The 12,367-nt window shown below is 72.5% G+C and carries 16 protein-coding genes; 12 read left to right on the top strand and 4 right to left on the bottom strand.

The features are described from left to right. Positions 1-97: 97 nt before the first annotated feature. From MTDSW087_RS21585 to MTDSW087_RS21545, 9 genes are all read left to right on the top strand, one after another. Positions 98-1,303 (top strand): ABC transporter substrate-binding protein, encoded by a 1,206-nt coding sequence (locus MTDSW087_RS21585; protein ID WP_144766947.1) that lies wholly within the window; start codon positions 98-100, stop codon positions 1,301-1,303. Positions 1,304-1,391: 88 nt separating this feature from the next. Beyond that, a complete protein-coding gene (locus tag MTDSW087_RS21580) occupies positions 1,392-2,246 on the top strand; it encodes a branched-chain amino acid ABC transporter permease (protein WP_144766946.1) in 855 nt (284 codons plus the stop codon). A gap of 11 nt (positions 2,247-2,257) precedes the next feature. Beyond that, positions 2,258-3,235 carry a branched-chain amino acid ABC transporter permease gene (locus MTDSW087_RS21575; RefSeq protein ID WP_144766945.1) on the top strand — a complete coding sequence of 326 codons (978 nt, stop codon included), beginning with the start codon at positions 2,258-2,260 and terminating at the stop codon, positions 3,233-3,235. Beyond that, positions 3,232-4,023, top strand: a complete 792-nt coding sequence (locus tag MTDSW087_RS21570) for an ABC transporter ATP-binding protein (protein WP_144766944.1) — start codon at positions 3,232-3,234, stop codon at positions 4,021-4,023. Before MTDSW087_RS21575 ends, MTDSW087_RS21570 begins: the two co-directional genes overlap by 4 nt. Further along, positions 4,020-4,745: an ABC transporter ATP-binding protein gene (locus tag MTDSW087_RS21565; RefSeq protein ID WP_144766943.1), complete on the top strand. Its 726-nt coding sequence runs from the start codon at positions 4,020-4,022 to the stop codon at positions 4,743-4,745. Before MTDSW087_RS21570 ends, MTDSW087_RS21565 begins: the two co-directional genes overlap by 4 nt. Positions 4,746-4,777: 32 nt before the next feature. Then, a complete protein-coding gene (locus MTDSW087_RS21560) occupies positions 4,778-6,265 on the top strand; it encodes a M81 family metallopeptidase (RefSeq protein WP_144766942.1) in 1,488 nt (495 codons plus the stop codon). Between the two features lie 11 nt (positions 6,266-6,276). After that, a complete protein-coding gene (locus MTDSW087_RS21555) occupies positions 6,277-7,044 on the top strand; it encodes a FadR/GntR family transcriptional regulator (protein ID WP_144766941.1) in 768 nt (255 codons plus the stop codon). 100 nt (positions 7,045-7,144) lie between these two features. Continuing rightward, on the top strand, positions 7,145-7,327 hold the full coding sequence (locus MTDSW087_RS21550; protein WP_142583492.1) for a hypothetical protein: 183 nt from the start codon (positions 7,145-7,147) through the stop codon (positions 7,325-7,327). A 4-nt stretch (positions 7,328-7,331) separates the two neighbouring features. Next, positions 7,332-7,622 carry a hypothetical protein gene (locus MTDSW087_RS21545; protein WP_144766940.1) on the top strand — a complete coding sequence of 97 codons (291 nt, stop codon included), beginning with the start codon at positions 7,332-7,334 and terminating at the stop codon, positions 7,620-7,622. A 120-nt stretch (positions 7,623-7,742) separates the two neighbouring features. Here the strand turns inward: MTDSW087_RS21545 and MTDSW087_RS21540 are convergent, their stop codons facing one another. The 3 genes from MTDSW087_RS21540 to MTDSW087_RS21530 all read right to left on the bottom strand — a co-directional run bounded on the left by MTDSW087_RS21540 (position 7,743) and on the right by MTDSW087_RS21530 (position 10,359). Next, entirely contained in the window at positions 7,743-8,501 is a 759-nt protein-coding gene (locus MTDSW087_RS21540) for an ABC transporter ATP-binding protein (RefSeq protein WP_144766939.1), read from the bottom strand. Positions 8,502-8,503: 2 nt separating this feature from the next. Next, positions 8,504-9,256: an ABC transporter permease gene (locus MTDSW087_RS21535; RefSeq protein WP_144766938.1), complete on the bottom strand. Its 753-nt coding sequence runs from the start codon at positions 9,254-9,256 to the stop codon at positions 8,504-8,506. 89 nt (positions 9,257-9,345) lie between these two features. Then, entirely contained in the window at positions 9,346-10,359 is a 1,014-nt protein-coding gene (locus MTDSW087_RS21530; protein ID WP_144766937.1) for an ABC transporter substrate-binding protein, read from the bottom strand. Between the two features lie 242 nt (positions 10,360-10,601). On the opposite strand from MTDSW087_RS21530, the gene MTDSW087_RS30340 reads away from it, so the two are divergent. Next, on the top strand, positions 10,602-10,763 hold the full coding sequence (locus MTDSW087_RS30340) for a hypothetical protein (protein ID WP_186383946.1): 162 nt from the start codon (positions 10,602-10,604) through the stop codon (positions 10,761-10,763). A 3-nt stretch (positions 10,764-10,766) separates the two neighbouring features. On the opposite strand, the gene MTDSW087_RS21525 is transcribed toward MTDSW087_RS30340, so the two are convergent. Next, positions 10,767-11,432, bottom strand: coding sequence for a protein-L-isoaspartate(D-aspartate) O-methyltransferase (locus MTDSW087_RS21525; RefSeq protein ID WP_144766936.1), 666 nt, complete (start codon positions 11,430-11,432; stop codon positions 10,767-10,769). Between the two features lie 256 nt (positions 11,433-11,688). Between MTDSW087_RS21525 and MTDSW087_RS21520 the strand changes: the two genes are divergently transcribed. Beyond that, the gene (locus MTDSW087_RS21520) at positions 11,689-12,192 is read left to right on the top strand and encodes a YciE/YciF ferroxidase family protein (protein WP_144766935.1); all 504 of its coding nucleotides are present in this window, start codon (positions 11,689-11,691) and stop codon (positions 12,190-12,192) included. Between the two features lie 11 nt (positions 12,193-12,203). After that, positions 12,204-12,356 (top strand): hypothetical protein, encoded by a 153-nt coding sequence (locus MTDSW087_RS30335; protein WP_186383945.1) that lies wholly within the window; start codon positions 12,204-12,206, stop codon positions 12,354-12,356. The last annotated feature ends 11 nt before the right edge of the window (positions 12,357-12,367 follow it).

Raw genomic sequence — 12,367 nt, 5'->3', positions numbered from 1 at the left:
TTGTCACGGCCCTCCCTGGCGCGGCCCGTATCCGTTCGGCACAATCGATGCGTATAGTTCGGATGGTTATCTGACCTGACGCCGTTGCGGAGGCCCCATGCTCGACCGTCGTGCATTCCTCACCCAGACCGCCCTCGCCGCCGCCGCGCTCGGCGCGCCGCCGCTGATGCGCGGCGCCGCGGCCGCCGAGGGCAACCTCGTCGTCGGGGCGCCCCTGCCGATGTCGGGCGCCTTCGCGGCGAACGGCAAGTTCGCGGCGCTCGGCGCGGCGCTCGCCGCCGAGGAAGCGGGCACGGTGCTCGGCCGGAAGGTCGTGGCGCGCGACCTCGACACGGAGGGCAAGCCCGCGACGGCGGCGCGCCGGGTGCAGGAGGCGATGGCCGAGGGCACGCGGCTCTTCGCCGGCGGCATCCTCTCCTCCGAGGCGCTCGTGATGGGCAAGGAGGTGACGAATGGCGGCGGCGTGTTCTTCACCACCGCGGGCGCCGACGAGATCACCGGCAAGGAGTGCAACCGCGGCACCTTCCGCTGGAGCGTGCCCACCTACGGGGCGATCGCCCAGACCGTGCGCCCGCTGATCGCGCAGATGCCGCAGGCCAAGCGCTGGTACACGATCACGCCGCAATACGTGTTCGGCGAGGGGCTCCTGAGCGCGGCCAAGGCGGTCTTCCAGGAGAAGGGCATCGAGCATGTGGGCAACAGCTACCACTCGCTCGCCGAGAAGGAGTTCAGCGGCTACCTGACCAACGCCATCGCGGCCAAGCCCGACGTGCTGCTGATCCTGAGCTTCGGCTCGCAATCCTCCGACACCCTGCGGCAGGCGGTGAGCTTCGGCCTGAAGAAGCGCATGACCATCGTGCTCGCCTGGGCGTCGGGCCTGGAGCAGTTCGAGGCGCTCGGCCCCGACCTCTGCGAGGGCATCTATTTCGGCGCCCAGTACTGGCACGGCGTCGACACGCCCCTGAACAAGGCCCTCGTCGCCAAGGTGCGCGAGACGCGCAAGTTCAGCCCGAACTACTCCTTCGCCGGCTCCTACCTGCTCAGCAAGCTCCTGCTCGACGCCGCCGCCAAGGCCGGCTCGACCGAGGGGCCGGCGGTGACCAAGGCGCTCGAAGGCCTGAAATATTCCGGCCTCACCGGCGAGGAGGAGATCCGCGCCGCCGACCATCAGGTCATCAAGGATTACTACCTGCTCAAGGGCAAGCCCAAGGCGAAGATGGCCGACAAGGACGATTTCGTCGACATCGTCAGCTCCGGCAAGTCGTTCCTCTCGCCCGAAGCGGCCGAGTGCAAGATGACCTGAGGCTTCCGGTCCCCGTCCCGACGCGCCTTCGAACTGGCTCGGGGGCGCTCCGGCACCGCTTGCCGGCTCCATCCGCCCAGAGGCGCGCGTGACCTACCTGTTCCAGATCCTCAACGGCATCGGCCTGGGGATGCTCTATTTCCTGCTCGCGGTGGGATTGAGCGTCATCTTCGGGCTGCTGCAGTTCGTGAACTTCGCGCACGGGGCGTTCTACATGCTCGGCGCCTATCTCGCCTACGAGATGGTCGAGCGCGGGGTGAGCTTCTGGCTCGCCCTGCCGCTGGCCTGCCTCGTCGTCGGGGCGCTCGCCGCCCTGACCGAGGCGGTGCTGCTGCGGCGGGTCTACAAGCAGGCGCACACCTTCCACATCCTCGCCACCGTGGGCCTCGCCCTGGTGGTGCAGGAGATCGTGATCATCGTCTGGGGGCCGATCGGCGGCAATGTCGCGCCGCCCGAGGGCCTGTCGGGCGTCGTCATCCTCGGCGACTTCGTCTACCCCGAATACCGGCTCTTCGTGATCGCGTTCACGGCGGTGCTGGCCGGCGGCCTGTGGTGGCTGCTCGAGGGCACGCGGCTCGGCGCGATCGTCCGCGCCGGCTCGGAATCGGCCGAGGACATGGCGCTCCTCGGCTACGACACGCGGCGCATCAACACGGCGGTGTTCGGGCTCGGCGCCGGGCTCGCGGGGCTCGCCGGGGCGCTCGCCGCGCCGATCCGCGGCGTCGAGCCGTTCATGAGCGTCGAGGCGCTGAGCATCGCCTTCGTGGTCGTGGTGATCGGCGGCATGGGCAGCTACGCCGGCGCTCTGGCGGCGGGGCTCGCGGTCGGCATCGCCCAGAGCCTGATGGCGACGCTCTGGCCCGAGGGCGCCCGGCTGATGATCTATCTCGGCATGGCGGGGATCATCGTGATGATGCCGCGCGGCCTGTTCGGACGCGCGTGAGGGAGCCCGCGATGACCCGCCTCCTCGAACGCCCCCTCGTCCATTTCGCCCTCGCCGCGATCACCGTGCTCGTGCTGCCGCTCGTCCTGCGCTCGGGCACGCTCGCCAGCGAGATCCTGATCTACGGGCTCGCCGCCGCCGCCTGCAACCTGCTGCTCGGTTATACCGGGCTGCTCTCCTTCGGGCAGGGCATCTTCTTCGGGCTCGGCAGCTATGCGGGCGGCCTCCTCCTGCTGCGCGCCGGCTGGCCCGCGCCCCTGATGCTGCCGGCCGTCGCCCTGGTCGGGGCCGCCACCGCCACCGCGGTCGGCTGGCTCTCGATCCGGCGGCAGGGCGTCTACTTCGTGATGCTGACGCTCGCCTTCTCGCAGCTGTTCTACTTCCTGGCCTACACGTTCAGCGACCTGACCGGGGGCGACAACGGCCTGCTCAACGTGCCGCGCCCGCGGCTCGGCGGCCGGGCGCTCTCCGACCCGTGGTCCTACTACGCCTATGTCGCCGTGCTCTTCCTCGCGCTCTTTGCCGTGCTCCAGCGCGTGGCCCTCTCGACCTTCGGCCGCACGCTGCTCGCGATCCGCGACAACGAGGCCCGGGCCAGCGCCATCGGCTTCCCGGTGCGCGCCTTCAAGGTCGCGGCCTTCGCGATCTCGGGGGCGGTCACGGCGCTCGCGGGCGCGCTGCACGCCATGCTGATCGGCGTCGCGCCGCTGTCGAACATCGAGTACCACACCAGCGAGACGCTGCTGATCATGACGATCATCGGTGGGGGCGCCAACCTGTTCGCCTCGGTGCTCGGCGCGGCCTTCTACCTCGTCGCCGGCGACCTCCTCTCGGCGATCTGGCCGCGCTGGCTCCTGCTGCTCGGCGCCCTCCTCATCGCCATCGCCCTGTTCATGCAGCGCGGCCTCTGGGGCCTGGTCGAGCGGGCCGCCGCGCTCGTGACGCGCGCGCCCGCCGAGGGCGCCGTGCCGGAGGAGAGCCGCCCGTGACCGCACCCTCCCCCGCGCCCGACTTCGAGCCCGCGCTTGCCGCCGAGGGGCTCGGCGTCCGCTACGGCAGCTTCGTCGCGCTCAAGGACGTGACCCTGCGGGTGCGCGCCAACAGCGTCCACGCGATCATCGGGCCGAACGGGGCGGGCAAGACCACCCTGTTCCACGCGCTCACCGGCCGCGTCCGCGCGGCGGGCGGGCGCATCGCCCTCGGCGGCCGGGACATCACCCGCACCCGCGACGACGACCGGGTGCGGCTCGGCCTCGCGCGCTCGTTCCAGGTCACCAGCCTGTTCGCGACGCTCAGCGTGCGCGAGAACCTGAGGCTCGCCGCGCAGGGGCGCACGCCCTGGCCCGCCCTGGCGCCCTGGCGCCGGGTGCCCGAGCGCGACGCGGCCCAGGACACGGTGCGGGCGCTGCTGGAGCGCCTCGATCTCGGGGCCGTCGCCGGCCGGGCGGCGGGCGAGCTCTCGCACGGGCAGCAGCGCCGCCTCGAGGTCGGCATGGCGATGGCGGCCCGGCCCAAGGTGATCCTCCTCGACGAGCCGACCTCGGGGATGGGCACCGACGATATCGGGGCGATGACCGACCTGATCCGCGACCTCGGCCGCGACCACACGGTGCTGTTCATCGAGCACAACATGGGCATCGTCATGAACATCAGCGACACCGTCACGGTGATGCGCGCGGGCCAGGTCCTGGTCGAGGGCCGGCCGGCGGCGGTGCGCGACGACCCGGAGGTGCGCCGCGCCTATCTCGGCAACATGATCACGGGGGACCTGCGATGAGCGGGGGGGTCGGCGCTGGGACGGCGCTGCGTCTCGACGACGTCCACGGCTATTACGGCAAGAGCCACATCCTCCAGGGCGTGAGCCTGGAGGTGCGCAGCGGCGAGATCGTCTGCCTGCTCGGCCGCAACGGCGCGGGCAAGACCTCGACGCTGCGCAGCGTCAGCGGCCTGCTGCCGCCGCGCAGCGGCCGGGTCACCTTCGGCGGCGCCGAGATCGCCGGCTGGGCGCCCCACCGCATCGCGAAGGCCGGCCTCTGCCTCGTGCCCGAGGATCGCGGCATCTTCGGCCTGCTCACCGTCGAGGAGAACCTGAGGATCGCGGTGCGCAAGGGCTCGCCCTGGTCGATCCGGGACGTCTACCGGATCTTCCCGCGGCTGGAGGAGCGGCGCCGCAACGGCGGCGCCCAGCTCTCGGGGGGCGAGCAGCAGATGCTCTCCATCGCCCGCGCCCTGCTCAACGGCCCCAAGCTCCTGATGCTCGACGAGCCGGTCGAGGGCCTCGCCCCGGTCATCGTCGAGGAGATCGTGGCGCAGATCCGGCTGATCCGGGATGCGGGCGTGCCGATCCTGCTCGTCGAGCAGAACCTCGCCGTCTGCACCAGCCTCGCCGACCGCCACTACATCCTCGAGCTCGGCCGGATCGCCTACCACGCCGACGCGGCGGAATTCGCGCGCGACGAGGCGGCGCGCGACCGCTTCCTCGGGGTGAAGGCCCATTGAGCCCCGCCCTCCTCACGCGTCCGAAGGCCGCCATGCGCATCGTCACCGCTCGCCTCAACCACGAGACGAACACCTTCTCGCCGCTCGCCACGCCGCTCGCGGCCTTCCGCCCCGTCTGGGGCGAGGCGGCCCGCGCCGCCGGCACCGGCAGCGCCACGGCGCTCGGCGCCTTCCTGGCCTTCGCGGAGAGCCGGGGCGCGGAAGTGGCCGTGCCGGTGATGGCCCACGCCAATCCGAGCGGGCCCGTCGCCGACGAAGCCTTCGAGGACCTCGCCGCCGCGATCCTCGCCGCGGTGTCGGAGGGCTGCGAGGCCATCCTGCTCGACCTGCACGGCGCGATGGTGACGCAGAGCCACGACGACGGCGAGGGCGAGCTTCTCGCCCGCATCCGCGCCATCGCCCCGGACGTGCCGCTCGGCGTCGCCCTCGACCTCCACGCCAACGTCACGGCGCGCATGGTGGAGAATGCCGACGTCATCGTCGGCTTCAAGACCTACCCCCACGTGGACATGGCCGAGACCGGCGCGCATGTCGCCCGCCTCGTCGGCCGCATGCTCGACGAGGGCCTGCGCCCGCACCAGGCCTGGTGCCACCCGCCGCTGCTCGCCCACACGCTCCGGATGGACACCCGCGTGCCCGGCGCCATGGCCGACATCGTCGCCGAGACCCGGGCCATGGAGGCGCGGCCGGGCATCCTCGCCGCCACCCTGTTCGGCGGCTTCGGCCTCGCCGACCTCGCCGAGACCGGCGTGTCCTTCGTGGTCGCGGCCGAGAGCGCGGAGCAGGCGCGGGCGGCCGCGGACGCGCTCGGCGCCGCGATCTGGGCGCGCCGGGCGGAGTTCGTCTACGACGAGGCGCCGCTCGCGGACTCGATCGCGCGGGCGCGGGAGGCGGCGGCGGGGCCGGGCGACGGGCCGATCCTCCTCCTCGACCACGGCGACAACTGCATGTCGGGCGGCACCTGCGACGTGATGGACGTGCTCGCCGCCTGCCTGGAGGCCGGCCTCGACGGCCTCGTCGCCGGGCCGATCTGCGATCCCGAGGCCGTGGCCGCCCTCTACGCGGCCGGGGCCGGCGCCGCGGCGGAGATCCGCCTCGGCAACAGGATCGCGCTGCCGGGCTTCCCGCCCCAGGCCCCCCTCGCCCTGGCGGGCCGGGTCGCGACGCTCGGCGACGGCAGCTACGTCGTCACCGGCCCGACCTATACCGGCCAGCGCTTCTCGATGGGCCGGGCCGCCGTCCTCGACACGGGCCGGGCCCGCGTGCTGGTGACGGAGGAGCCGCACGAGCCCTGGGACCTCGCCATCTTCACCGGCATCGGCATCGATCCGCGGGCGGCGCGCTTCCTGATCCTGAAGTCGCGCATGTATTGCCGCCCGGTCTTCGAGCCGATCGCGCGGGCGGTGGTGGAATGTGCCAGCGCCGGCGTGACCAGCTCCGATTACGGGCTGTTCCCCTTCGCCAAGCTCGCCCGCCCCATCTACCCGATCGACCGCGAGGCCCCATGGCAGGCCCGATAGCGACAGGCCCGATGAGCGCGGAGGAGGCGGGCGCCTCCGCCTCGCCCCTGCGGCGGATCAAGCTCTCCGACCAGATCGCCGAGGATCTCTGCCGCCGCATCGCCCGCGAGCGCATGGAGCCCGGGCAGCGCCTGCCGAACGAGCAGAAGCTGATGCAGCATTACGGCTGCGCCAAGGGCACGATCCGGGAGGCGCTGAAGGCCCTGGAGGTGCAGGGGCTGGTGGCGATGCGGCCGGGCCCGAACGGGGGCGCCGAGATCCGCCCCGTCTCGATCGACGCGGCCGCGCAGCAATTGCGGCGCTTCCTGCATTTCCGCCGGCTCGACTTCGCCCAGGTCTATGCCGTGCGCCGGGAACTGGAGGTCGCCCTCGGCCTCGACGTGGCGGGGCGCCTCGATGCCGAGGCCCTGCAGCGGCTTGAGGAGAACATCCTGGCCTGCGAGGCGGCCTTCGCCGCCGGCGAGCATGCCCGCGGCCGCAGCCTGGAGCTGACCTTCCACGACCTGCTCTGCGACGCGAGCGACAACGCCCTCCTCGCCTTCATGTGCCGCTTCATCAACAGCCTGCTGCGCGACCTCGTCGAGTTCCAGGGCAGCGCCACCGAGTACGCGGCCTTCGGCGCGCACAACCTCGAGAGCCACCGCCAGCTGGTCTCGGCCTTCCGGGCGAAGGATGCCGAGGCGGTCGGCCGCATCATGCAGGAGCACATGTGCTGCGCCGAGCACTACATGCGCCGCCTCGACGCCTCGTTCCGCCGCGACCTGCTCAGCGGCCGGTGAGGCCTCGGCGGAGCGGAATACACCGGGGCTTCGCCACCGGGGAGCGGTTGGCGGGCCGACGCGTTGGGGCAGCGTAGCCGCTCGAACCCCCCGGCCCGCCATGCGCAACCTCATCCTCCTGCTCGTGCTCCTCGGGGCCGGCTTCATCCTCGTCGGCATCTATGTGGCGCCGGGCCAGCCGGCCCTGCGGGCCTGGTACCGCGACACGGCCTGCGTGCATCTCGACAAGATCAGCCCGGAGATCTGCGCGCCGATCCGGCGGGCCGAGGCCGAGCGCGGCTGAGCCGGTGGAACGCCTCCGGCGCGCCCTGGACTGGACCTTCCGCAGCCGCGTCGACGGGCGGATCACGATCGCGCAATGGCCGAACCTGCCGCTCTGGCTGTTCCTCGGCCTCGCCGCCGCGGGCCGGATCCTCGCGCCTGCGGGCGGCGCCGGCACGGCGCTCCGCGTCGCCGCCGACCTCGCCTTCGCGTGGTGGGCGCTCGACGAGGTGCTGCGCGGGGTCAATCCCTGGCGGCGCGTCCTCGGTGCCGCCGCGCTCGCGGGCTACGCGCTCCTGCGCCTCTGGGGGTCATAGGCCCGGGAGTCGAGAGGGATCATCCCTCTCGCGGGTCCGGGGCGGAGCCCTGGAAGACCTCGGGGCTCCGCCCCGAGACCCCGCCAAAGGGATGATCCCTTTGGGATCCCGGACCGCGAGCTACAGCTCGGCCGAGCGGCGGGAGAGTTCGGCGCGGAGCTGCCGGGCGATGTCCTGGAGGGTCGCGTCCCGGCGCAGGCGCGGGCGGGGCAGGTCGATCCGCACCTCGGCGGCGATCCGGCCCGGGGGGCCGGCGATCACCACGACGCGGTCGGCGATGGTGACCGCCTCGTCGATGTCGTGGGTGACGAAGAGCACCGTCTTGCCGGTCTCCGCGGTGATGCGCTGCAACTCGTCCTGCAGCCCCTCGCGGGTGAAGCTGTCGAGGGCCGAGAACGGCTCGTCCATCAGGAGCACGTCGGGCTCGACGGCGAGCGCCCGGGCGATGGCCACGCGCTGGCGCTGGCCGCCGGAGAGCTGGTGCGGCCAGCGCCCGGCGAGATCGGAGAGGCCGACCAGCGCCAGCATGGCCCGCGCCCGCTCCCGGCGCTGGCCGCGCGACAGGCCGGAGCCTTCGAGGCCGAAGGCCACGTTGTCGATGACCCGCCGCCAGGGCAGCAGGCGCGCGTCCTGGAAGACCATGGCCATGGGCGTGCGGCAATCGGGCCGGGCATGGACCGCGACGCTGCCGCCGCTCGGCCGGCTCAAGCCCATCAGCACGCGCAGCAGCGTCGACTTGCCGACGCCGGACTCGCCGACGATGACCAGCACCTCGCCGCGGGCGACCGCGAGATCGAGGGATTCCAGCACCACGTTGCGGCTCTCGCCCTCGCCATAGGCGAGGCTGAGGGCCCGGATGTCGATGATCGGTTCCGGCATGGTCAGGCCCGCCAGCGCAGGAGCCAGCCCTGAAGGGCGACGAAGGCGGAATCGAACAGGCCGTAGAGGCCGGCCATGGTCAGCATGTAGACGACGACGATGTCGGTGGAGAGGAGCGAGGAGGCCTGCATCATGCGCTGGCCGACGCCGGGCACGCCGAAGATCTCGGCCGCCACCACCGCCATCCAGGCCTGGCCGAGGGCCGTGCGCAGGCCGACCAGGATGCCGGGGGTCGCCGCCGGCAGCAGGATCTTGACGAGCCGCTGCAGGGGCCCGCGGAAGCCGAAGGCCTGGGCCACCTCGACGAGGTCGCGGTCGACGCCGCGCACGGCGCCTTGCGTCGCGAAGAACACGATCCAGAACACGCCGACCGCGATGATGAACACGGCGGCCGAGGGCTCGACCCCGAACCAGATGATCGCGAAGGGCACCCAGGCGAGGCCGGGGATCGGGCGCAGCAGCCGCACCACCCAGGCGGTGAACGCCTCGAAGCCGCGCGACATGCCGCTGACGAGGCCGAGCGCGATGCCCGCGCCCGCCCCGGCGCAGAGGCCGGCCACGTAGTGGCTGAGGCTCGACAGCACGGCGGTGAGCCAGACGCCGAGCTCGATCTCGCGCAGGAAGGCGGCGGGGATCGTGCTCGGCGGCGGCAGGAAGGCCGGGTTGACGAGGCCGAGCCGGGGCACCGCCTCCCACAGGACCAGGAAGGCGAGGAGCCCGGCCGCGGCGAGCGCCGTGCTGCGGATCAGCTGCATCGCCCTAGCGCCGGTTCTTCACGTGAAAGACCGGCTCCAAGCCGTTGATGACGATCATCTTTATCCTGTTCTTCAAGTGCAGGCCGGCATCAGCGCTTCACGGCCTTCTCGTAGAAGCCCGGCACGAACAGGCCATCCATCGGCACCGCCTTGTCGAGGGTGCCGATGCTGACCTGATAATCCTGCATCGCCTTGGTCGCCTCGACGATGACGCGCGGATCGGCGGTGAACTTGGCGGCCGGCGAGGTCAGCGCCTTGCGGATGGTGGCGAGGTCGGTGATGCCCTTGCCCAGCGCCTGCTCGACGGCCGGGGCCGCCTTGTCGGGATCGGTCTTGAGGGTCTCGGTGGCCTTCACCAGGGCGTCCACGAGGCCCTGCACGGCGGCCGGGTTCTTGTCGGCGAAGGCGCCCGAGACCGCGACCACGGTGCCCGGCTGGTCGGGGAACATCTCGGCGCCGGTGGCCAGCAGCTTGATCGCCGGGTTGCGGGCCTGGACGATGGTCAGCGCCGGCTCGCGGATCGAGGCGCCGTCGACGGCGCCGGCCAGCAGCGCCTGCTGCGTGGCGTCGATGCCCATCGCCACGATCTGCGCGTCGGCCTTGTCGGCCTTGGCGACGGTCCAGAGCCAGTGCTGGAGCGTGGTGTTCGGCACCGAGCCGGGGGGCTGCGTGGCGAGCCGGGCGGGGCGGCCCTCCTTCGCCTTGAACTGGCGGAAGGCCTCGGCCTTGTCGGCAGCCGCCGCGAAGTAGGGCGCGAGCTTGGGGCCGGCCACGAACACCATCTCCTCGACCGCGGTGGCGGCGACCACGCGCACGTCGATGTTCTTGGTGCGCGCCACCGCCAGCGGCGCGATGCCGGCCACGTAGACGTCGATCGTGCCCGAGGCCAGGGCCTGGATCATGTTCGGGCCGGACTCGAAGGTGGTGAAGGTCGGGTTCAGGCCCACCTGCTTCAGCCCGCCCTCCCCGTTCGCCACGAAGATCGGCGCGGCCCCGATGACCGGGATCACCCCGATGCGGACGGGGGCCGGCTGGGCGAGGGCGGCGCCGGCCGTGAGGGCGGCCGCGACGAGCGTGGCGAGGGCGGTGAGCGCCGTGCGCATGGGCAGATCCGGTCAAGGAGGACGGGGCCGTTCCCATGCCACAGGCGGCGGGCCGTGCAAACCTCGCCGCCGCGCGGCGGCCGCGGGGCGGCCCCGCCTGTCATCGGCTGCCGGGTCCGTCGCCGACGGGTTCAAGTCTGCGTCGGCAGGCGGCTTATAGCAGGCCTTCAGCCTGTCAAGTCTTCCGCGACAGGAAGATGTTCAATAGAGCGGGCATTCCGGCGCCCGGTTGAAGGAGTGCAATGGTCTCGCTGGCCAGTCTCGGTTGCATCGTCTGCGGCGTCGTGCTGGCGCTGCTCTCCCTGCGCCGGCCCGAGCAGGCCGTCAGCCTGGAGCGCTGGAGCGGCATCTGCCTCGTGGCGGGGCTCGGGCTGCTCGGCTTCGCGCTGCGGAGCGGGCGGTAGCGATCAGGCCGGTCCCGGCCAGGCGCCCTCCTCCGGCCAGCCCTCGGCGCCGATGAGGGGGACGAAGCTCACCGGGCCGCGATCCTCCTCTGCGTAGAGATCCGCGCCCCGCCGCGTCAGCACGACGAGGGTCTGCGCGCCCGCAGGCCCGACCGGCGCCACCAGCCGGCCGCCGAGCGCCAGCTGCGCCTTCAGCGCCCGCGGCACAGCCGGCGCCCCCGCCGAGACCAGGATGGCGTCGAAGGGGGCCGCCTCCGGCCAGCCGGCGCTGCCGTCGCCCGTGCGCAGCGCCACCCTGCCGTAGCCGAGCCGCGCGAGGCGCATCCGCGCCGCCTCGGCGAGGGCCGGCTGCCGCTCGATGGCGTGGACCTCGGCGCCGAGCGCGGCCAGCACCGCCGCCGCGTAGCCCGAGCCCGCCCCCACCTCCAGCACCCGGGCGCCGGGGCGGAGGCCGGCCGCCTCGGCCATCAGCGCGACGATGTAGGGTTGCGACAGGGTCTGGCCCTCGCCGATCGGCAGGGGACCGTCGTCATAGGCCGCGGCCTCGAAGCCCGGCCGCACGAAGGCCGCGCGCGGGACGCTGCGCATCGCATCGAGCACGGCGGGATCGCGCAGGCCCCGCCGCACGATCTGCTCCTCCACCATGCGGGCCAGGGCTGGGTTCGGCATCGCGGCCTCCATCGCGGCCTCCTCGGCGCCGGCGGTCGCCGGAACCAACCGCGGACGGGCCCGATCGGCTGCCTCGACCCGAGCCGGGGATATGATCATGTTCGTCTTCGAAAAGGCGCAGCTTTACTGGTCGGATCTTCGCGAAGATCTCGGACGATCTCCGGAACCGCGATGGCCGGACTGGGCTTCCCCTGTCGGATACGGGCCGCGCCGCGAGGCCGGCCGCTCGAGCCTCACAGAACGCCAGGAGTACGCGATGGGCCTGTTCACGCGAGACATCAAGACCCTCGACGACCTGTTCGTGCACACCTTGCAGGACGTCTACTACGCCGAGAACCAGATCACGAAGGCGCTGCCGAAGATGATCGCCAAGGCGACCGATCCGCAACTCAAGCAGGGCTTCGAGACGCATCTGCGCGAGACCGAGGGCCAGATCAAGCGCCTGGAGCAGGTCTTCCAGATGCACGGGCACCAGCCCAAGGCCGTGGATTGCCCGGCGATCGACGGCATCATCAAGGAAACCAACGAGACCGCGGGCGAGGTCGCCGACAAGGACGTGCTCGACGCCGCCCTCATCGCCGCGGCGCAGGCGGTGGAGCATTACGAGATCACCCGCTACGGCTCGCTGATCGCCTGGGCCAAGCGCCTCGGCCGCGACGATTGCGCGGGCGTGCTGCAGCAGACCCTCGACGAGGAGAAGGCCACCGACAAGCGGCTCACCGACATGGCGGAAGCCCAGGTGAACCGGAAGGCGGCCTGAGGAGACCGGCCATGGCCGACGATCGCCGCGACACGCCCCGGAAGCCGCCCCAGGGCCCCGCCACGGGCGCGGACCGGCCGCGCCCCGAGCCGCATCCGGGCCCGCACTCCCCGCCCCCGCAGACGGACGACACGTCCCGCGACGCCGCGCGGCGGGGCTCCTGATCGCGGGATCC

This window comes from Methylobacterium dankookense, assembly GCF_902141855.1.
Taxonomy (GTDB): Bacteria; Pseudomonadota; Alphaproteobacteria; order Rhizobiales; family Beijerinckiaceae; genus Methylobacterium; species Methylobacterium dankookense.
Note: the sequence above shows the minus strand (reverse complement) of the source record. Positions and strands in the feature narration are given on the sequence as shown.

Bases quoted from the DNA above. Each gene is read 5' to 3' on its own strand.
- MTDSW087_RS21550 (WP_142583492.1), top strand. From the start codon at position 7,145: ATGCGCAACCTCATCCTCCTGCTCGTGCTCCTCGGGGCCGGCTTCATC.
- MTDSW087_RS21525 (WP_144766936.1), bottom strand. From the start codon at position 11,432: ATGCCGAACCCAGCCCTGGCCCGCATGGTGGAGGAGCAGATCGTGCGG.
- MTDSW087_RS21535 (WP_144766938.1), bottom strand. From the start codon at position 9,256: ATGCAGCTGATCCGCAGCACGGCGCTCGCCGCGGCCGGGCTCCTCGCC.
- MTDSW087_RS21585 (WP_144766947.1), top strand. From the start codon at position 98: ATGCTCGACCGTCGTGCATTCCTCACCCAGACCGCCCTCGCCGCCGCC.
- MTDSW087_RS21575 (WP_144766945.1), top strand. From the start codon at position 2,258: ATGACCCGCCTCCTCGAACGCCCCCTCGTCCATTTCGCCCTCGCCGCG.
- MTDSW087_RS21540 (WP_144766939.1), bottom strand. From the start codon at position 8,501: ATGCCGGAACCGATCATCGACATCCGGGCCCTCAGCCTCGCCTATGGC.
- MTDSW087_RS21565 (WP_144766943.1), top strand. From the start codon at position 4,020: ATGAGCGGGGGGGTCGGCGCTGGGACGGCGCTGCGTCTCGACGACGTC.
- MTDSW087_RS30335 (WP_186383945.1), top strand. From the start codon at position 12,204: ATGGCCGACGATCGCCGCGACACGCCCCGGAAGCCGCCCCAGGGCCCC.
- MTDSW087_RS21520 (WP_144766935.1), top strand. From the start codon at position 11,689: ATGGGCCTGTTCACGCGAGACATCAAGACCCTCGACGACCTGTTCGTG.
- MTDSW087_RS21530 (WP_144766937.1), bottom strand. From the start codon at position 10,359: ATGCGCACGGCGCTCACCGCCCTCGCCACGCTCGTCGCGGCCGCCCTC.
- MTDSW087_RS21560 (WP_144766942.1), top strand. From the start codon at position 4,778: ATGCGCATCGTCACCGCTCGCCTCAACCACGAGACGAACACCTTCTCG.
- MTDSW087_RS21555 (WP_144766941.1), top strand. From the start codon at position 6,277: ATGAGCGCGGAGGAGGCGGGCGCCTCCGCCTCGCCCCTGCGGCGGATC.
- MTDSW087_RS30340 (WP_186383946.1), top strand. From the start codon at position 10,602: ATGGTCTCGCTGGCCAGTCTCGGTTGCATCGTCTGCGGCGTCGTGCTG.